A 19,208-nucleotide genomic window follows, 5' to 3' on the forward strand; every position below is an offset into this window, starting at 1 on the left:
CTTTCAGATCCGCGCCGTGGCGGCGGGGTCGTGCAGGGGTTGGGCGGCGGCCTCCTCGGCCGTCATCAGGGTCTTGAATGCCAGCACCAGCCGGGCCAGCGCGCCGTAGAAACCGGCATCGTCGGCCTTGATCAGCGCGGCGGCGAAGCGCTCGCACCAGTCAAGCTCGTCCAGCAGGCGCGCCGCGATATCGGGGCGGCCGCGCCGCAGCGCCTCGGCCAGGGCCGCCAGCTCGACGCCGAGATGGTCGGCCATCTCCGAGCTGCCTTCGAGATGCACGTCGAGATCGCGCAGGATCTGCTGCATCCGCCCCACGGCGGGGCCGCAAAGCCGTCCGGTCCCGTCCCAGGGGCTGGCATAGGGCGGCAGGCTGCGCTGCCGGAAGATGCCCTCGAACAGCGCCGTGTGGCGGCGTTCGAGCGAGACCGCGACCTCTTCGACAGGTCCGGCGGTGAGGATCTGGCGGATCGCGTCGACCGCCGTCTCCTCTCCGAGATAGCCGCCGATGCGGCCCAGCGAGACCTGCCCCTGCATCGAGCGCAGCGACTGCAGGCTGTCGCGGTCGGGCGGGGTCAGCAGAAGCGAGGCGAGGAACTCGGCGATGAAGGCCAGGTCGGCGGCCTCCTCCTCGCCCATGTCGACAAGGGCCGCGGTCATTGCACCGACCCCTTGCTGACGTCGAGATCCTTCGAATGGTTCTGCAGATAGGCCAGGATCAGCCGGTACTGGTCATCGCTGAACGAGGTGAAGCGGCGCATCGCCTTCAGCGTCCCGATCCACTGGTTGGCCGTGAAATGGGTCTTCTGCGGCAGCACGTGGCAGGCGGCACAGGCCGTCTGGAAGGTATCCTGCCCATAGGCCCAGACCGCGGCGCGGTCGGTATTCATGCCCGCGGCATCGCTCCAGAGCGTGACCTCGGCCGGCACCCAGCTCTGGCCGGTATCGGCCGCGACCTCGGCCTCGCCGCGCGTCACGGTGGCGGCGGCGGCATCGTCGAAGATCGCCATCATCACCCGCTGGCCCTTCTCCTGGTAGAGCACCGTCGGCGCGTCTTCCATCTGCCAGCCGCGCAGCGTCAGCTGCACCTTGTCGCCGTCGCGTGCCGTGATCTCGGCGACAGCCCCGCCCAGGATCTTGCCGTCGGGCTGGTTCTCGGTGGCCACCATGTCGGCGCCGATCCAGACATTCTTGGTCTCGACCACGGTGGCGCTGTCGCCTTCCGCGATGGCCGAGGCGGGCGAGACCGGCAGTTGCGGCGCCTTGCCGACGGCCTGATCCAGCATCACCACGTGATCGGCATAGTTCGGCGCGGGCTGGCCCGGCGCCCGGTTCTCGACCGGAGGCACCGATTTCAGATAGACCGCCATGGCCTGCACGTCCGAGAACGGCAGTTGCGAGGTATTGGCCACGACCTCGGCCATGTCGCCATCGGCCATCCGGCCGATCGGGTTCTTGCCGGTATGCAGGTAATTGGCGATCCGTGCCACCGACCAGTAGCCGATCCCGGTCTCGTCGGGCGAGATGTTCGGGAACCAGCCCGTGCCCTCGGGGTTCGGGCCGCCGCCAAAGCGCTTGTCGGTGATCACCTCGCCCATCGGGCCGCGCGGCGAGTGGCATTCGGCGCAGTGGCCCGCGCCCTCGACCAGGTATTCGCCCCGGTGATATACATCGGGGTCGACGCCGTCCGGCACCTCGCCGGGGGTCAGGGCCTCGCCGTCGAGGAAGGCCAGGCGCCAGACCCCGACGCCGCGACGCAGGTTGTAGGGGAAGTTCAGCTCGTGATCGGGGACCTCGGAGCGGACCGCCGGCAGCGACATGATATAGGCGTAAAGGTCGCGCGAATCCTCGCCGGTCAGCCGCTGATACGAGGTATAGGGGAAGGCCGGGTACAGGTTCTGGCCATCGGGCATCAGCCCGTCGGGACCGACGCCCTCGCGCAGCGCGCGGTCGAACTGGGCCAGGGTCCAGCTGCCGATGCCGGTTTCGGGATCGGGCGAGATATTGGGCATGTGGAAGATGCCGAAGGCGGTGTCGAGCGACCGGCCCCCGCCCAGATGGGTCTCATCTTCCGAGCCCGGGGTGGCGTGGCAGGTGGCGCAATCCGACGCCAGGAAGACCGTGCGGCCATTCTCGAGATCGGCGCCTTCCAGCGCGGGCAGCTCGCGGCTGCCGTTCAGTGCCGACCAGGTCCAGGGCGAGGTCACGACCAGAAATCCCGCCCCTCCCAAAACCAACAGGCTACCCGCCAGCTTCACCAGCGTACTTGCTTTGACTGTCATGATACGTGCCTCCGATCCTCTCGGACGTGGGGAATTGTCGAACGGAGCATAGCCGTTCGAAGGGGCACAGAGGCTTCGGTTTTGTAAGGAATTGTAAACGCGTCGTAAACGGAACCGGCGCAAAGCGTCGCGTTCCCGACCCGGCCGCGCGAGAGCGATTGCCAAATTGTCGCAGTTGTGATCGAGTGCGGCCATGCCCCCGACTGCCCCTCCCTCGGCAGGCCCGTCATCCTGGCCTGCCGACCGCCTCAGTGATGTTCTGTCCGGTGCCAGCGACGAGCTGGTCGACGAGATTCTGCGGCTTGGTGCGGCCAACGGCTTCACGGATCAGACAAGTTCGATGCGGGCGGCCTGGGTCGAATCGGTCGAGATCATCAATGCCTGCCTCGTCGCCAGCCTTTCCGTGCCCACGCAGGATGGCGGCGCCAACGGGCATAACGACTATGGCAGCGATCCCCGTTTCGCCGGGCTGCGCGAGGTCGCCTGGCGGCACCGCCGCTCGGGGGTGCCGCTCTGGCTGAACCATGGGCTGCTGAAATATTACCGTCGCGCCTATCTCGGGTTTTTCCGCGAATTGTCCGCCCATCGGGACGACGCCCCTGCCCTGCCCGCGCCCGAGGCACTGCTTGCCCGGCTCGATCTCTTCTTCGACGAGGTCGAACTGGCGATGCTGGCGCCCTGGTCCGAGACCGGCACCGAAGAGGCCGCGATGGCCGACCGGCTGCGGCGCCTCACGCGCGAGCGCGACCAGCTTTTCGGCGTGCTCGAAAGCCTGCGCGGCCCGGTCTTCATCGCCGATGAGGACGGCCGGCTGATCAGCGCCAACCGCGCCGCCATGCAGACCTTCCTCGGGCTCGACGAGGCCGGGGCGCTGGTCTACCGGCTGGCGCTGCAATCGCGCCGCGACGAGCTGCAGCCCATCGTCGACGAGATCCTCGCCACCGAAGGCAGCCGGTGGAGCGCGATCTGGCTGCAGACCCAGTCGGGCAGCCGCTGCTTCGACATCCGGCTCGAGACCGTCGAGGACACCGTCTACAAGCTCGACCGCTGGCGCATCGTGCTGATGAACGACGTCACCGACCATCAGCGCGCGATCGAGCTGGCGCGCGAGGCCGAGCGCACCATGTCGCTGTTTCTGGCCGCCATGAGCCACGAGATCCGCACCCCCCTTCACAGCGTGCTGGGCGCGGCCGAGCTGTTGCGGGACGTGCCGCCGCAGGATGTCGAGGAACGCACCCGGCTGACCGAGCTGCTCGACATCTCGGCCCGCGGGCTCAGCGCCACGCTCGAGAACGTGCTCAGCTTCTCGCGCTTCGAACAGCAGGCGCCGAAGCCGCGCCCGGCGCCGGTGGCGCTGGCCGAGATGCTGGAAAACCTCGTGCGCAGCCGCGATATCCTCGCCCGCCAGCAGGGCGTGCCGCTGATGCTGTCGCTGTCGGCCGATCTGCCCGACGAGGTCGCGCTCGACTGGTCGATGGTGCAGCAGATCCTCGGCAACCTGATCCAGAACGCGATCCGCCACGATGACGGGCGCGGCGTCGCGCTGGAGCTGAGCCGCGAAGAGGGGCCCTCGGGCGACGAGCTGGTCTTCGCCGTCACCGATCACGGCCCCGGCCTGCCCGCCCCGATCCGCGAGATGCTGATCGCCGCACCCACCGCGCTCCGGCCGCGCCCGACCGGACAGTCGGGCTCGGGGCTGGGGCTGGCCATCGCCCAGCGGATGACGCTGGCCCATGGCGGCACCATCTCGGGCGGCTCGGCCGCGGGGCCCGGCGGCGGCGCCAGGATCGAGGTGCGGCTGCCGCTGGTCGCGGCAGAGGCCCCTGCCCCGGCCAAGCTGCCCGCCCGCCCCGCCGGCACGCTGTCCAGCAAGAGCTGCCTTCTGATCGACGACGACCCGGTCGGCGTCCTCGTCACCCTGGCCATGCTCGAACGCATGGGGCTGTCCGTCGACCATGCCCGCTCGCTGCGGCAGGCGGGCGCGCTCTGCCAGGCGCATCCCGAGGATTACGACCTCTTCATCGTCGATTACCGCCTGCCCGACGGCAATGGCGTCGATTTCGCCCGCTCGCTGCGGCAGAGCGGCACGCTGGGCGAGCGTCCGGTCTTCCTGCTCAGCGCCAATGTCGATCTGGTGCGCCAGGCCGACGGTCAGGCCGCGCTGTTCACCGCGCTTCTGGAAAAGCCGCTCGATGCCGGGGCGCTGGGGCGCGCGATCCGCAGCGGCACCCGCCCGACCCGCGCAAGCGCCCTGCTCGACGGGCTCTCGCCCGAGGCGCAGCGACGCATGGCCGAGGTCTTCTCGACGGGCTGGCAGACGTTCCGGACCCAGCTCGCGACCAGCGATGACAGCCAGCCCGACACCGCGCTGGCCGCTCTGGCTCACAAGCTGGCCAATGGCGCCGCGATCTTCGGCCGGACCGAACTGAACGCCGCGCTCCGCGCAGTCGAGCTGGCCTTCGATTCACCCGCCGCCAGCACCCGGATGCGCGCCCTCTCCCGCGCCCGGGTGCTGGCCGCCGCCCCGGACGATCTGAACGCCCCGGAACCGAGCCGTCCGGATCTGGGCGGCCCTTCCGATGAGACCCCAAAAGCATGAGCGCGACCGCCGACATCCTTCTCGTCGATGACGATGTGCTGGTACAGGTGATGGTCGAGGACATCGTCACCCAGCTCGGGCACCGCTTCCACAACGCGGGCGACGGCGAGACCGCGCGCGATGCCATCGCCCGGAACGGCTTCGACCTGGTGATCCTCGACCGCCGCCTGCCCGATACCGACGGGCTTTTGCTGGCGCCTCTCCTGCAGCAGGACCGCAAGATCCCCTTCATCGTCTTCTCCAGCCTCGATGCGCCCACAGATCAGGTGCTGGGGCTTGGCATGGGCGCCAGCGACTATGTCTGCAAACCGGTCGAGCCCGCGGTGCTGCGCGCCCGCATCCAGGCCCGGCTCAGCGCCCGCCGCACCCCCGAGGACCAGACCACCTTCCGGCTGGGCGACGCGCTCCGGCTCGATGCGGTGTCGCGCCGGCTCTGGGTCGCCGACCGGATCGAGGTGCTCTCGCCCGCCGAGTCGCGGCTGCTGATCTGCCTGATCCGCAATATCGGCAAGCCGCGCGACCGGATGCAGATCAGCATGGCGACCTGCGGCCGCGAATGGGTCTATGGCGACCGCACCATCGACGTGCTGATCTCGCGGCTGCGGCGCCGGCTCAAGGGCAGCGAGGTGCGCATCACCACCGTGCACGGGCTGGGCTATGTGCTGACCCTCGACAGCTAGGCCCGCTGCAGAGACGCACGGCCCCTGTTCGGCGATGGGGACTGCCCCCGGCCGCCACCCGACCCTAGATCGGCGGCAAGAGAGGCGTTCCGACGCCATCGCAGCACAGGAGTATCGCCATGAAGAAGATCGGCTTTTTGTCCTTCGGCCACTGGTCGCCCGCGCCAAGCTCGGGCACCCGTTCGGCTGCCGACGCGCTGATCCAGTCGATCGAGCTGGCCGAGGCCGCCGAGGATCTCGGCGCCGACGGGGCCTATTTCCGCGTCCACCATTTCGCCCGCCAGCTCGCCTCGCCCTTCCCGCTGCTGGCCGCCGTCGCGGCCCGGACCCGAAGCATCGAGATCGGCACCGGCGTGATCGACATGCGCTATGAAAATCCGTTCTACATGGTCGAGGATGCCGGCGCCGCCGACCTGATCTCGGGCGGGCGACTCCAGCTCGGCATCAGCCGCGGCTCGCCCGAACAGGTGATCGAGGGCTGGCGCCATTTCGGCTATGCGCCCGCCGAGGGCGGGACCGATGCCGATATGGGCCGCGAACACGGGCGGATCTTCTTCGATCTGTTGAAGGGCGAGGGCTTCGCCCAGCCCAATCCGCATCCGATGTTCCCGAACCCGCCCGGTCTGCTGCGCATCGAGCCCCATTCCGAGGGGCTGCGCGACCGGATCTGGTGGGGCTCGGGCTCGAACGCGACCGCGATCTGGGCGGCCGAGATGGGCATGAACCTGCAAAGCTCGACCCTGAAGGATGACGAGACCGGCGAACCCTTCCATGTGCAGCAGGCCAGGCAGATCCGCGCCTATCGCGAGGCCTGGGCCAGGGCCGGGCACAGCCGCAAGCCCAGGGTCTCGGTCAGCCGCTCGATCTTCGCCCTCGTCGATGACCGCGACCGGGCCTATTTCGGCCGGGGCGTGCAAAGTCGCGACTCGGTCGGCCAGCTCGACGAGACGACGCGGGCGATCTTCGGGCGCAGCTATGCCGGCGAGCCCGACCGGCTGGCGGCCGAGCTGGAGAAGGACGAGGCCATCGCCGAGGCCGACACGCTTCTGCTGACCGTGCCGAACCAGCTTGGCGTCGATTACAATGCCCATGTGATCGAGGCGATCCTGACCCATGTCGCGCCCCAGCTCGGCTGGCGCTGATCGCCCCCATCGTCCCGCCCCGGAGGGCCCGTCATGTCGGGCCCTCCCCTTGACAGACCGCCCCCGTCTAGCCATCTATCTAGCCAGATAATGCGGAGGCCCGTCCGATGTGGACATTGCAGGATGCCAAGAACCGGTTCAGCGCGGTGGTCGAGGCAGCGCTGGCCGGGGTCCCCCAGGAGGTCACCCGCCGCGGCAAGCCCGCGGTCGTGGTGCTGTCGGCCGATGATTACCGGCGCCTGCTGAAAGGCGCCGCCGCCGCCCGCGAAAGCTTTGCCGAGCATCTGCTGGCCTTCCCTGCCCCCGGGATCGAGGCCCGCGAGATCGAGCGCGCCGAGGTCCGCCCGCGCGACGTCCGCTTCTGATGTATCTGATCGACACCAACGTGATTTCCGCGGTGCGCCGTCCCGAGCGCGCGCCGCAGGTCCGCGCCTGGCTGGCCGCGCGGCCCGAGCCCGAGCTTTATCTCAGCGTCATCACCCTGGGCGAGATCGAACGCGGCATCCGCCAGCAAGAGACCCGCGATCCCGGTTTCGCCCGCGACCTGCGGGTCTGGCTCGACCGTACCATGCTGGTCTTCGCCGACCGGCTCTTGCCCTTCGGCGCGGCCGAGGCGCGGATCTGGGGCCGGCTTTCGGCCGAGATCGGCCATCCCGGCGCCGACCTGATGATCGCGGCGACTGCGCTTCACCACGGCGCGACGGTGGTCACCGGCAATGTCCCGGATTTCGAACCGACCGGCGTTCCGATCGAGAACCCGTTCTGAGCCCTGGGCGCAGTCGATCTCGTCAGTCGAGCCCGTCGAAGGCGCCCGGATGCAGCTCTTCCCAGAAGGCGGCGATGGCCTCGGCATTCAGCGCCGACATCCAGCCGTGACGCTCGAAATCATCGCGCGCAGCAGCATCGAGCCGGGCCATGAACAGCCGCTTGTCGGCATCGCGCTGGGTCGGCTTGCGCGCCGCCGCCAGATCGCGGATCCGCTCGAGCCGCCGGGCCCGGAAGGATCGCGGCGGCCCGGGGTTTCGCGGCGAAACCTCCGGCTCGGGCGCGCGCTCGTCGTAATCCTCGCGCAGCGCCACCGTGAGATAGCCCACCGCGTTCTTCACCCCCCCCTGCCCCGCCACGTAGTCGAGCTTGCGCCGCACATAATCCTGCCCGTGCTCGGCGATCCATTGCCGCGCCAGCCGGTCGCTGACCCCCAGCGCCCGCAGCCGGGCATAGACCTCGGAATTCCGCAGCCCCTCGCCATCGTCGAGATCGAGAATGGCCAGCTGCGGGTTCTCGGCGATGCGGAAGCGGATATCGGTCACGCTCCGGCCCATCTTGCGCAGCTCGGGCGTGACGACGATGTTCGAGGTCTTGTTCACCTCGGCCACGGCCGGCTTGATGACCTTGGCATTGAGATGCTTGAACACCTCGTAATAGGGGCTGTCGGCCACCCCCATCAGGCGGCGGAACAGGTCGAGCGACCACCAGCCGGTGCTGCCGGTACGGATGAAGCGGTAGCAATTCTCGTAAAGCGCCAGGGCATGGCCCGAGGTGAAGCGCCGCTGGATGTTCAGGTTGATCAGCGCGAAGACCTTGGGGTCGTGCAGTTTTTCGGCCAGCGCCGGCGAATAGGCATATTCGCAGATCCCGCCCTTGAGCTTGGCATAGGACAGAAGCGCCGAGACCCCCCATTCCTGCCGCCCCTCGGCATCAAGCATGTCCCATTCGGCCACGGTCTCGGCCAGGCCCCGCAGAGACTGCTTGAGCGTCTCCATGTCGTTCGAATTGTAGCCGATCATCAGGCACAGCGTGCGCGCGTCGATCTGGTGGCGACTTTGCGAGATCAGCGTGTCATAGGCATTCAGAAGCAGCACATTCGACAGCTTGCGCTGCAACAGCGTCAGCTTGCCCGAGACATGGATCGCGGCCACATGCTTCTTGACCGCCCCCCGCCGCAGCGGACCGGTCAGCCGGTCGCGTGGAATGTCGTCCATCCCGCCCTCGCTCGCGGGGCGCGCCTGCCCCGTCGGATGCCTCGTCACTGTCTCCGGGATCGCGCGACTCGCGTCGACCTGTCCCGGTTGCGGCCATGATCGGTCAAAAGGTGTCCGCAGGCAAGCCCACCTCTGGCACCTGTACCCCTTTCCTGCAAACGGGTACCTTGGGCTCATCGCCGAGGTCGGAAGGTACCCGTTTGCGGGAAAGCCGCGCCGGGCTCCGTCGCCCGGACGGGGCCCGACAGTGGAAAACAGAGCCTAACATGGCCAAACAAGGGGCCCCCGAGTCATGCGGCGGGCCCTTCCCCGCGAATCGGCGCCCGATATCCCGCAAACAGGTGCCTGTCGCCCTGCATCCGGCCTCCCATCCGCCTGCATCCGGGCACCTATCTACCACTTAGGTATTGGATTTCATGGAAATTATCCGAGACAAAGATTCAGAAAACCTGAAAAGACTCGTAAAACGATCCTGCTGATGTTGCGGTTTTCCCTCTTTTTCAGAAGAGGAATGGCCCAACCGATTCCCAACGGGGCAAGGATGTGCCATAGTTTGCCGCGTATCGCGAAAAACAGCGAACATGCAGAGGCACCATGGCAAAGAAAACCGGCGCTCCCAGCAAGCCAGACCTTCCCCCCTATTTCAACATCGACCCGGCTGCGGCTGCGGCCAAGCTTTCGGCGCCGATCGACACGCCGCGCTTTGCCAAGGCGGCCGCCTTCGCTGCCCGCGGTCGCGACGACCTTGCCCGGCGCGGCTATGCGCCGGACGGCAAGAAGCGGCTGAGGAAATTCTCGACCTGGGAGGTCTGCCGTTACCTGATCCCGGTCAACCCGGCCCATCTGCGCCGGGTACTGCGCCAGAATCCCGACCTGCCCCAGGGCGAAGGCGAAGGCGGCGCCAAATGGTACACGCTGGACGAGGTGCTCAGGCTGCGGGCGCATTTCGCCGAGGAAGGCGCCAAGGACCGCGAATACCAGGCCTGGCGGCCCGAGGGCCTGCCCGCCAAGGTCGTGGCGGTCGCGAATTTCAAGGGCGGCGTCGGCAAGACCTCGACCTGTGCCCATCTGGCGATGTCGGCCGCGCTCGACGGCTACCGGGTGCTGGTGATCGATCTCGACAGCCAGGGCTCGATGACCTCGATCATGGGCGGGCAGGTCGAGGATGAATGGCAGACCGTCTTCCCGATGCTCGCCCGCGACTATGCCAAGCATCTGCAGGCGGAAAACCGGGTCCGCGAGGCGGCCGGAGAGGCGCCCTTCGGCTTTGACGAAACCCTGACCGCGGCGCTGGAGGTTTCGCCGCGAAACCTGGTCCAGCCGACCCACTGGCCCAATATCGACCTGATCGGGGCGCAGCTGAACCTGTACTGGGCCGAGTTCCAGGTGCCGGTCTGGCGGATGCAGATGCGGTCCTGGCCGCTCTGGGATTCGCTTCTGAACGCGCTGCAGGAGGGCGGCATGCTGGACGAGTATGACATCGTCCTGCTCGACACCCCGCCCGCGCTTGGCTACCTGACCATCAACGCGCTGTCGGCGGCCGATATCCTGCTGGTGCCGCTTGGCGCCTCCTTCCTCGAATTCGATTCGACGGGGCGGTTCTTCGACATGATCTATTCGACCTTCGCCTCGATCGAGGAAGGCGAAAACCGGGCGCGGCGGGCCGACGGGCTGCCCGAGATCCGCTTCGAATGGGACGCGGTCCGGGCGCTGGTGACCCGCTTCGATGCCGCTCAGCAGACCGATCTGGCCAATGTCATCCAGGCCTATTTCGGCGACTTCATGACCACCTACCGCCAGGAGTTGACGGCGATGGTGGGTCAGGCGGGCGAGCAGGTCTCGGGGATCTACGAGACCGATTACCGCGACTTCAACCGCGACACCTATGTCCGGGGGCGCGAGACCTTCGACCGCACCTGGGCCGAGGTCAAGGAAGTGATCCTGGGCACCTGGTGGCGCGATGCCCGGATGGCGGATGCCGCGACGGAGGAGAAGTGACATGGCCAAACGCCGCAAGCTGCAAGCGCCCTCGGCCGAGGAACTGAGCCGGATCGAGGAGGAGTTTCGCCGCGAAACCGGGGCAGGGGGCTCGGCCCGGTCGATGGCCCCCATCGCCCAGGTCGCGGCCGAGAGCGCGGGCGCCCATGAGCCCCGTCCGGCCGAGGAACGCGCCGATACCGCGCGCGACCGGACAGATGCCCGGCGGCTGCGCGAGGCCGAGGGCCGGGGGCTGGTCATGCTCGAGCTGCCGCTGGACGAGATCGATGCCGATGCCCTGGTCCGCGACCGGGTCGTGCTGGATGCCGAAGAGCTGGAAGAGCTGAAATCCTCGATTGCAAAGAACGGGTTACGGCTTCCGGTCGAGGTGTTCGAGATGGCGCCAGATGGCCGCGGCTTCCGCTATGGGCTGCTGTCGGGCTATCGCCGCCTCAAGGCCTTCCGCGATCTCAAGGCGCTGACCAATGACAGCCGCTATGACCGCATCAAGGCGGTTCTGCGCGATCCCGAGGAGATGGGCGGCACCTTCGCCGCGATGATCGAGGAAAACGAGATCCGCGCCACGCTGAGCCATTTCGAGCGCGGCCGGATTGCGGTGATCGCGGTGCAGCAGGGCGCCTTCGTCAATACCGAGGCCGCGGTCAACGCGCTTTATCCGATGGCCTCGAAGGCCAAGCGCTCGAAGATCCGCTCCTTCGCGCTGATCTTCGAGGAGCTGGGCGACATGCTGAGCTTTCCCGATCTTCTGCGCGAGAAGGACGGGCTGAAGCTGGCGGCGGCCCTGCGCGACGGGGCCGAGGCGCGGCTGCGCGAGGCGCTGGCCGAGCGGGTGCCCTCCGATCCGGCCGAGGAGGCCGAGATCATCGCCGAGGCGCTGGCCCGGGTCGAGACCGCGACCGATCCGCGCCGGGGCGGGCGGCCGCCGAAGCGGGCACGCCAGGGGGCGGTGCGGCGGATTTCGGGCGGGCTCAGGATGCAGGCCGGGGAGGATGCGCGCGGCTGGTATATCCGGCTGGCCGGAACCGGCGTCGACCGCGAGCTGGTCGAGCGGGCGATGGAGGAACTGGAGCGGCTGCTGGAACGGCCCGAGGGCTGAGGACCGGGGCAGGCCGGTGGGACGCGGGCCAGTGGGACGGGCCAGTGGGACGGGCCGGTGGGACAGGCGGGAAGGGGATGAGGCCGCATCGGCGGCTTTCTGCCTCCGGCCCTTGCGCCCGGACGTGGGGACGATAGCTTTCTGCACGCGGACAGGTTGAGACGAGTGGGAGCGGGAATGGCTGCGTTTTTCGATCAGAAGGCCCGGATGGGGCGGCTCGAGACCGCCCTGGGCGAGAACGAGCTGGTGCTTCAGCGCGTCGAGGGCAGCGAGCGGGTCAACGGGTTGTTCGATTTCGAGGTCGGTTGCCTTGCTGCCCGCGCCGATCTCGATTTCGACAGCTTGCTGGGCACCCATGCCACGGTGTCGCTTGTCACCCATGACGGCGAGGACCGCGCCTTCGACGGGCTGGTGACCGAGGCGCGCTGGCTCGGGGCGGGCGAGAACGGGCATCGCTACCGGCTGCGGCTCAGGCCCTGGCTCTGGCTGGCCGGCCTCAGGCGCAACCAGCGGATCTTCCATAACAGGACCGTGGTCGAGATCCTCGAGGAGCTGCTCGAGGCCTATGCCTCGGCGGGCCGGCTCTCGGTCGAGCTGTCGGGCGACTATCCCGAGCTGGAATATACCGTGCAATATGGCGAAACCGATCTGGCTTTCGCCTGCCGCATGATGGAGCGGCACGGGATCTCCTATCATTTCCGCCATGCGCCGGGCAGCCACGAGATGGTGCTGACCGACATGGCCGAGGCCCATGGCTCGATCGGCGCGCGGCCGTTCCGGCCGGTCGACGGGCATCATCAGGAGGAGGTCGAGCATTTCTGGGAGTGGCGCCCGGCGCGGCGGATCACGACCGGCGCGATCCGGCTGACCGATTACAACTTCAAGACCCCGGTCGCGGCGATGGAGACCGACCGCACGGGCGATGCGGGTTTCGAGCATGGCCAGATCGAGAGCTTCGACTGGCCGGGCGATTACCTTGATCAGGGCCGTGGCCAGCAGGTGGCCGAGCTGCGGCTGGGGGCCGAGCGCGGCCAGGACCGCCGCTTTGCGGCGGTGGGCGACATTCCGGCGCTGGCGGCGGGGATGCGGGTCACGCTGGAGGGCGATGACGTGCCCGGCACCGGCGAGGAGTATCTCTGTCTGGTGGCGACCCACAGCTATACCTCGGACAATTACGGCTCGGGCGGCGAGGGCAGCGATGGCTATGCCTATACCGGGCAATATGTGCTGATGCCCGCCGACGCGCCCCTGATGCCCGAGCGCAAGACCCCGCGGGCCGATGTGCGCGGCCCCCAGACCGCGACCGTGGCGGGCGAAGGCGAGGTCGATTGCGACGAATATGGCCGGATCCTGGTGCGCTTTCACTGGGATCTCGACGAGGATCTGTCGATGCGTTGCCGGGTCAGCCAGAGCTGGGCCGGGCCGGGCTGGGGCGGCATGGTGATCCCGCGGATCGGCATGGAGGTCGTGGTCGAGTTCCTCGATGGCGATCCCGACAAGCCGCTGGTCACGGGCTGCGTCTATAACGGGCGCAATGCCCCGCCCGCCGCGCTTCCCCAGAACAAGTCGCGCTCGGTCTTCAAGACCAAGAGCCATGAGGGCGAGGGCTTCAACGAGCTGACCTTCGAGGATCAGGCCGGCGAAGAGTTCATCTACATGCATGCGCAGAAGGATCTGGATGTGCATGTCGAGAATTCGGCGCAGCGGCGGGTCGAGTTCGACGATACCGTCTCGGTCGGGAATGATTCGATGCTGGCGGTGGCGGCGAACCGGACCGAGACCGTCGAGGGCCGGATGGACGTCACCGTGACCGGCGCGGTCAGCGAGAAGACCGAGGCGGCGCGCGGCATGGATGTGGCGGCCGATCTGGCGGTCCGGGCCGGCGGCGACCTGACGCTGAAGGCCGGCGGCGAGATTGTCATCGACGCTTCCAAGATCACGCTGGTCGCGGGCGGCGCGGCGCTGACGCTCGAGGGCGGCGCGGTCAATGCGGTGCCGGTCCTGAATGTGGGCGCGGCCTCGCCGGGGGCGGCGGCGGTTCCGGCGATCCCCGAGGTGCTGAAGGCGGCGGCGGGCGAGGGCACGCCCTTTGTCAGCCATTGTCCGCTGGCGGATGCCTGAGAGGGCCGAGGGATGAAGAGGACAGGGCGATGAAAAGGGCCGGACGATGAAACCCGTGGCACGGCTGGGCGATCTGCATGAATGTCCGAAGCATGGCAGGGGCCAGATCGTGACCGCCTCGGGCAAGACCTTCTGCGATGGTCGCCCGGTGGCGCTGGTCGGCGACAAGATCAGCTGCGGCGCGGTCATCGTCGACGGTTCGGACGTGGCCTTCTGCGACGGGCGCGCGGTGGCGCGGATCGGCTCGCGCACCGATCACGGCGGCCAGATCACCACCGGGTCGGAGCTGAAGACCTGCTGAACGGCGGGCGCGGGGCCGCGACCGAATGGAGGGGGCTCTGGAAACAGCGGCGGGGGCGGGTTATCTGGAGATCCGATGATGCTGATCTTGCGGATAGAGAATGCCGACCGGCTGAGCGATGGCGGCCCGGCCTGGATCGGGCTTGACGGGCGCGATCTCAGTGTGGGGCGGCGGCGCGGCATGGACTGGGTGCTGCCCGATCCGGCGCGCCATGTCTCGGGCCATCATTTCGACCTGAAATTCAGCGAGGGGCGCTATTGGCTGGTCGATCTCTCGACCAATGGCACCTTTCTCGACGGCCATGCCCACCGGTTGCAGGGACCGCATCCGCTGGTGCCGGGCGACCGGTTCCGGGTCGGGCCCTATGTGATCGCGGTCGCGGCCGGGGCCGAGGGCGTGGCGGCGAACGAAGGCGCCGGGGCGGCGCTGCCGGCCGAGGACGACCCCTGGGATTTCGGCGCGCTGGCTGCGGCTCCGGTTTCGTCTGCGCTGCCGGTGCAGGGGCGCGGGCGCGGGGCAGGGATGTCCGGGCGCGATGACGGCCTGCAGGGCTTCGTGTCGCTGGCGCCCGCCGCGCCGGTCGCACCGGCGCCTGTTGCCCCCGTGCCTGCCGGGGCAGGGGGGGTATCAGGCGCCGGAGGGCAGGCCCCGAGGCGTCCGCCCTCGGGCACGCCGCCGGTCGCGCCCGAGCCGCAGCCCTTCCACCCGCCGGGCCGCGATCCCGAGCCGCCCCATGCCAGTCCCGGGCCCGGTGCCGAAGAGGCCTTCCTGCGGGCCTTCTGCGAGGGCGCGGGGCTTGACCCGGATCTGGCCAGGGGCGCCGATGCCGAGGCACTGGCCCGCGATCTGGGCCGGGTCGCGCGGGTCGCGACCGGCGGCGTGATGCGGATGCTGCGCGACCGGGCCAGCGTCAAGCAGTTCACCCGGTCGGGCGAGCGCACCATGCGCAGCGCCAGCGGCAACAATCCGATGAAATTCCTGCCCGATACCGACGCGGCGCTGGAGGCGCTGTTCCTGGTGCCGCGCGACGGCTTTCTGGCCGGGCCCGAGGGGTTCGAGACCGCGCTGTCGGATCTTGCCCGCCATCAGCAGGGGATTTTCGCGGCGCTTCAGCCGGCGCTGGCCGCGGTTCTGGACGGCCTGGCACCCGAGGCGGTCGAGGCCGAGGCGACCGGCGGAAACCTGCTGGCCGGATCGCGCAAGGCGCGAGCCTGGGACAGCTATGTTGCGCGCTGGGATGCCCTTGCCGGGAAAGGCGAAAATGGCATGCTCGACGCGTTCCTCGATGCCTTTGCCGAGGCCTATGCCCGGGCGCAGGGGGCAATGCCGGATTAGCGTAGGTTGATCTGGCGCAAGGCCGTCTACATATCTGTGCTGACGGTCTTGCCAATGGATTTGGGCCGCAAAGCGCGGTCGACGGAAATTTTAAGGGGTGCCTCATGGGTCTTGATTCCCTCGCGGAACCGATGGTCGACGACGGCCCCTGCGGGCCCGATCTCAATGCGCGGATGGATCCGGATTTCGACGCCTATTATTTCGCGGCGCTCGGCCGTCTTCCCGATGCCTATGCCCGTCCGGGGGTGACCCGGCCCGATGGCTCGGTCTCGCCCGACAGGGTCTTCGATCCCGGCACGCTGGATCTGGCCGCGGAGCTGCGCCAGATCGATGCGCTGCTCGGGCGCAGTCGCGATCTGCGGCTGCTGGCGCTGCGGGTGCAATGGCTGGCGCTGGCGGGGCGGGTTCCCGACGTGGCCGAGACGCTCGAGACGGTGGCGCTGCTGCTGGAACGCTATCCGCGCGAGGTGCATCCCGGGGCCGAGGGCGATCCGGCCGAGCGGCGCGAGGCGCTGGCCGAGCTGGCCGCTCCGGCGACGGTGATCCAGCCGCTGACCTGGGCCGGGCTGGCCGGAACCGCCGAGGTGACGCTGCGCAAGCTGCGGGTGGCGGCCGGGCAGGCGACGCCGCTGCAGGGCGAAAGCGGGCTGTCGACCGATTCGCTGACCGCGGTGCTGGCCGATCCGGGCAACGGGGCGCGGCTGACGCGGACCCTCACCGCGCTCGACCGGGCGATGGAGGCGGTGACGCGGATCGTTGCCGCCTGCGCGACCGATCCCGAGGCGCCCTTCACCCCGCATCTGGACCCGCTGAAGGGCGTTCTGGCCGAGATGCGCGAGGCGATCGTCTCGGTCCGCCCCGATCTGGCCGCCCCGGTGCCGATGCCCGAGGCGCCTGCGCCCGAGCCGGTGGCGCACAGCGCGCCCGTACAGGTGCCGCCGCGCGCCCGGGAGCTTCCGGCCGGGGCACCCGAGGTGCGCGATCAGGACCATGCAAGGCGGCTGCTGGAGGCCTGCGAGGCCTATTACCGCCGCGCCGAACCCTCGTCGCCCGCGCTGCTGCTGGTGACGCAGGCGCGGCTTCTGATCGGGCGGCCGCTGATCGAGGCGCTGGAGGTGCTGATGCCCGGCCGCGCGGCCGAGGCGCAGATCGGCTTCGGCCCCGAGACCGGTTTCGTGCTGGACAGCGCGCGGCTGCGCAGCCTGACCGAGGAGGCCGGTCCCGCCGATCCGGCGCCGGCCCGGGCCGAATCGACCCTGCGCCCGCCACCGCCGTCCATCGACAGCGCCGAAGCCGCCCAGGGCACGCTGCGCGCGGTCGAGGACCATTTCCGACGCACCGAACGATCGAGCCCTGTACCCATGTTGCTGGAGCGGGCGCAAGCCTATCTGGGTAAGGATTTCCCGGCCATCCTTCGGGATTTGCTGCCATCGGCGGAGGGAGGACGATAGAGTATGTCCAAATGGTCGAATTTCCGCCGATCTTCTGCCAGACTACATCTCTGCGTTGACAACTTCGACTCGGAACGGGTCCAAACGACAGGCGACGCGCTTCGGTCGAATGACGGCAAGAGACTGATAAAGGAAGGAAAATAATGTCATCGAACTCCGGTTCCGGTTTCATCAAGCGCAATCGCCCGCCGCGGGTCCAGATCCAGTATCAGGACCCCTACGATAGCGAGAAGATGGTCGAGCTGCCCTTCGTGATGGGCGTCATGTCGGACCTGTCGGGCAACAATCCGGGGGTCGAGAAACCGGAGGTCGAGGATCGCAGCTTCACCGATGTCACCAAGGACACGCTGGACGATTACATGGCCTCGGTCGCGCCGGGCGTCACCTTCACCGTCGACAACCGGCTGGAGCCCGAGTCGGGCCAGAAGCTGGCGGTGAACCTCCAGTTCGGGAAGATGGAGGATCTGGAACCGGCGGCGGTGGCGCGGCAGGTGCCGGCCCTGCGCCAGCTTCTGGAGGCGCGCGAGCAGCTTGCCAACCTGCAGCGCTACATGGGCACCAAGCCCCGCGCCCAGGAACATATCAAACGACTGCTGGCCGATCCCGAGCTGATGGCGGCTCTGGCGGACAGTGCGGCGCGCGACGACGCGTCGTCGGATGACGCGTAAGCTGCCGGGGGGAATGGGGTAGATGACTCAGAATGCAGAACGGCAGACGGGCGCAGCCGCTGGCGCGCTCGACGAGCTTTCGGAATTTCAGGACATCCTGAAACAGACCATCAAGCCGCGCAGCGACATCGCCGCGCGCGAGGTCGACAATGCGGTGACCGCGCTGGCGCGCGAGGCGCTGGGGTCGAGCGAGCTGATCGCCGAGGACGTGATCGACACGCTCGACGCGATGATCGCGCGGCTCGACGAGAAGCTCAGCGCCCAGGTCAACGAGATCCTGCATGCGGCCGAGTTCCAGCAGATCGAATCGTCCTGGCGCGGGCTGGCCTACACGCTGAACAATGCCGAGACCGACGCCTCGCTGCGGGTCAAGGTGCTGAACATCTCGAAATCCGAGCTGCAGGCGATGATGCGGCGCTATCCCGGCGCCAAATGGGACAAGTCGCCCCTGCACACGATGATCTACGAGCAGAACCTGGGCACGCTGGGCGGCAAGCCCTTCGGCGCGCTGGTGGGCGATTACTATTTCGACCATTCCTCGCCCGACGTGAACCTGCTGCAATCGGTGGCCCGGATTTCCGAGGCCTCACTGGCGCCCTTCATCTCGGGCACCGCGCCCGAGCTTCTGGGGCTGGACAGCTGGAACGAGATCTCGGTGCCGCCGGATCTGTCCGAGATCTTCGAGACGCCGGAATATGCGCAGTGGAACAGCCTGCGCGACAGCGAGAATTCGCGCTTCGTGGCGCTGGTCGCGCCGCGCGTGCTGGCCCGCGAGCCCTATGGGCCGAACTCGAATTCGGTGGTCGAGGAGTTCAACTTCGTCGAGGAAACCGACGGCCATGACGGCAGGAACTATGCCTGGATGAACGCGGCCCATGCGATGGCGGCGAACATCAACCGGGCGTTCAAGGAATATGGCTGGACGGTGCGGATCCGCGGCGTGACCTCGGGTGGCGAGGTGGCGAACCTGCCGACCCATCTGTTCGATACCGGCGACGGCGCCAAGGACATGAAATGTCCGACCGAGGTGTCGATCACCGACCGGCGCGAGGGCGAGCTGTCCAAGGCCGGGCTGATCGGGCTGATCCACCGCCAGCATACCGACAAGGCCGCATTCATTGGAGCACAGTCCCTTTACCGTCCCAAGAAATATGTCGACGACCTGGCGACCGCCTCGGACAACATGTCGTCGCGCATCCCCTATATTTTCGCAGTGTCGCGATTTGCCCATTACCTGAAGGTCATGGTGCGAGACAAGATCGGCCAGAGCCCCGACCGCCTGCAGCTTGAAAAGGACCTGCAGGCCTGGATCAACAAGTATGTCTCGGGCAATCCCGAGAGCGCCAGCGAGATGGAGAAGGCTCGCAAACCGCTGGCGGGGGCAAAGGTCGAAGTGATCGAGGACGAACTCAACCCCGGATATTACCAGGGCAAGTTCTATCTCAGGCCGCATTTCCAGCTGGAAGGCATGGATATCGGCATGAGCCTCGTGTCGAGGCTGCCTATCGGCAAATAAAAGGCCTCGACCCCGACCGCCATCCCTGAACGCGCAATTA

General features: G+C 68.2%; 16 protein-coding genes. 13 read left to right on the plus strand and 3 right to left on the minus strand.

The window, feature by feature from the left end; translation table 11 throughout:
• Positions 1 to 3: 3 nt before the first annotated feature.
• Positions 4 to 657: a molecular chaperone gene (locus B5V46_RS18735; protein ID WP_080618206.1), complete on the minus strand. Its 654-nt coding sequence runs from the start codon at positions 655 to 657 to the stop codon at positions 4 to 6.
• Positions 654 to 2,279 (minus strand): c-type cytochrome, encoded by a 1,626-nt coding sequence (locus B5V46_RS18740; RefSeq protein WP_080618207.1) that lies wholly within the window; start codon positions 2,277 to 2,279, stop codon positions 654 to 656. Before B5V46_RS18740 ends, B5V46_RS18735 begins: the two co-directional genes overlap by 4 nt.
• A gap of 193 nt (positions 2,280 to 2,472) precedes the next feature.
• Here B5V46_RS18740 and B5V46_RS18745 point away from each other — a divergent pair, with 193 nt between their 5' ends.
• The 5 genes from B5V46_RS18745 (at position 2,473) to B5V46_RS18765 (ending at position 7,466) form a co-directional block, all read left to right on the plus strand.
• On the plus strand, positions 2,473 to 4,878 hold the full coding sequence (locus tag B5V46_RS18745) for an ATP-binding protein (protein WP_080618208.1): 2,406 nt from the start codon (positions 2,473 to 2,475) through the stop codon (positions 4,876 to 4,878).
• On the plus strand, positions 4,875 to 5,558 hold the full coding sequence (locus B5V46_RS18750) for a response regulator transcription factor (protein WP_080618209.1): 684 nt from the start codon (positions 4,875 to 4,877) through the stop codon (positions 5,556 to 5,558). The genes B5V46_RS18745 and B5V46_RS18750 overlap by 4 nt, the downstream gene beginning before the upstream one ends.
• A gap of 119 nt (positions 5,559 to 5,677) precedes the next feature.
• Complete coding sequence (locus B5V46_RS18755) at positions 5,678 to 6,700, plus strand: LLM class flavin-dependent oxidoreductase (protein WP_080618210.1); 1,023 nt, start codon at positions 5,678 to 5,680, stop codon at positions 6,698 to 6,700.
• 107 nt (positions 6,701 to 6,807) lie between these two features.
• A complete protein-coding gene (locus tag B5V46_RS18760) occupies positions 6,808 to 7,065 on the plus strand; it encodes a type II toxin-antitoxin system Phd/YefM family antitoxin (protein WP_080618211.1) in 258 nt (85 codons plus the stop codon).
• Positions 7,065 to 7,466, plus strand: a complete 402-nt coding sequence (locus B5V46_RS18765) for a type II toxin-antitoxin system VapC family toxin (RefSeq protein ID WP_080618212.1) — start codon at positions 7,065 to 7,067, stop codon at positions 7,464 to 7,466. Before B5V46_RS18760 ends, B5V46_RS18765 begins: the two co-directional genes overlap by 1 nt.
• Positions 7,467 to 7,488: 22 nt before the next feature.
• Here the strand turns inward: B5V46_RS18765 and B5V46_RS18770 are convergent, their stop codons facing one another.
• Entirely contained in the window at positions 7,489 to 8,682 is a 1,194-nt protein-coding gene (locus B5V46_RS18770) for a replication initiation protein (RefSeq protein WP_080618213.1), read from the minus strand.
• Between the two features lie 594 nt (positions 8,683 to 9,276).
• Between B5V46_RS18770 and B5V46_RS18775 the strand changes: the two genes are divergently transcribed.
• The 8 genes from B5V46_RS18775 to tssC all read left to right on the plus strand — a co-directional run bounded on the left by B5V46_RS18775 (position 9,277) and on the right by tssC (position 19,168).
• On the plus strand, positions 9,277 to 10,680 hold the full coding sequence (locus B5V46_RS18775) for an AAA family ATPase (RefSeq protein ID WP_080618214.1): 1,404 nt from the start codon (positions 9,277 to 9,279) through the stop codon (positions 10,678 to 10,680).
• A gap of 1 nt (position 10,681) precedes the next feature.
• Entirely contained in the window at positions 10,682 to 11,776 is a 1,095-nt protein-coding gene (locus tag B5V46_RS18780) for a ParB/RepB/Spo0J family partition protein (RefSeq protein ID WP_080618215.1), read from the plus strand.
• 177 nt (positions 11,777 to 11,953) lie between these two features.
• Positions 11,954 to 13,897 (plus strand): type VI secretion system Vgr family protein, encoded by a 1,944-nt coding sequence (locus tag B5V46_RS18785; RefSeq protein WP_080618216.1) that lies wholly within the window; start codon positions 11,954 to 11,956, stop codon positions 13,895 to 13,897.
• Positions 13,898 to 13,943: 46 nt separating this feature from the next.
• Positions 13,944 to 14,198, plus strand: a complete 255-nt coding sequence (locus B5V46_RS18790) for a PAAR domain-containing protein (RefSeq protein WP_080618217.1) — start codon at positions 13,944 to 13,946, stop codon at positions 14,196 to 14,198.
• A gap of 75 nt (positions 14,199 to 14,273) precedes the next feature.
• A complete protein-coding gene (gene tagH, locus B5V46_RS18795) occupies positions 14,274 to 15,533 on the plus strand; it encodes a type VI secretion system-associated FHA domain protein TagH (protein ID WP_080618218.1) in 1,260 nt (419 codons plus the stop codon).
• A 104-nt stretch (positions 15,534 to 15,637) separates the two neighbouring features.
• Positions 15,638 to 16,984: an ImpA family type VI secretion system protein gene (locus B5V46_RS18800; RefSeq protein WP_080618219.1), complete on the plus strand. Its 1,347-nt coding sequence runs from the start codon at positions 15,638 to 15,640 to the stop codon at positions 16,982 to 16,984.
• A 143-nt stretch (positions 16,985 to 17,127) separates the two neighbouring features.
• The gene (tssB, locus tag B5V46_RS18805; RefSeq protein WP_080618220.1) at positions 17,128 to 17,652 is read left to right on the plus strand and encodes a type VI secretion system contractile sheath small subunit; all 525 of its coding nucleotides are present in this window, start codon (positions 17,128 to 17,130) and stop codon (positions 17,650 to 17,652) included.
• 22 nt (positions 17,653 to 17,674) lie between these two features.
• Entirely contained in the window at positions 17,675 to 19,168 is a 1,494-nt protein-coding gene (gene tssC, locus B5V46_RS18810) for a type VI secretion system contractile sheath large subunit (protein WP_080618221.1), read from the plus strand.
• Positions 19,169 to 19,208: the final 40 nt, after the last annotated feature.

The sequence above is a fragment of the Rhodovulum sp. MB263 genome (genome assembly GCF_002073975.1).
In the GTDB taxonomy this organism is placed as follows: Bacteria; Pseudomonadota; Alphaproteobacteria; order Rhodobacterales; family Rhodobacteraceae; genus Rhodovulum.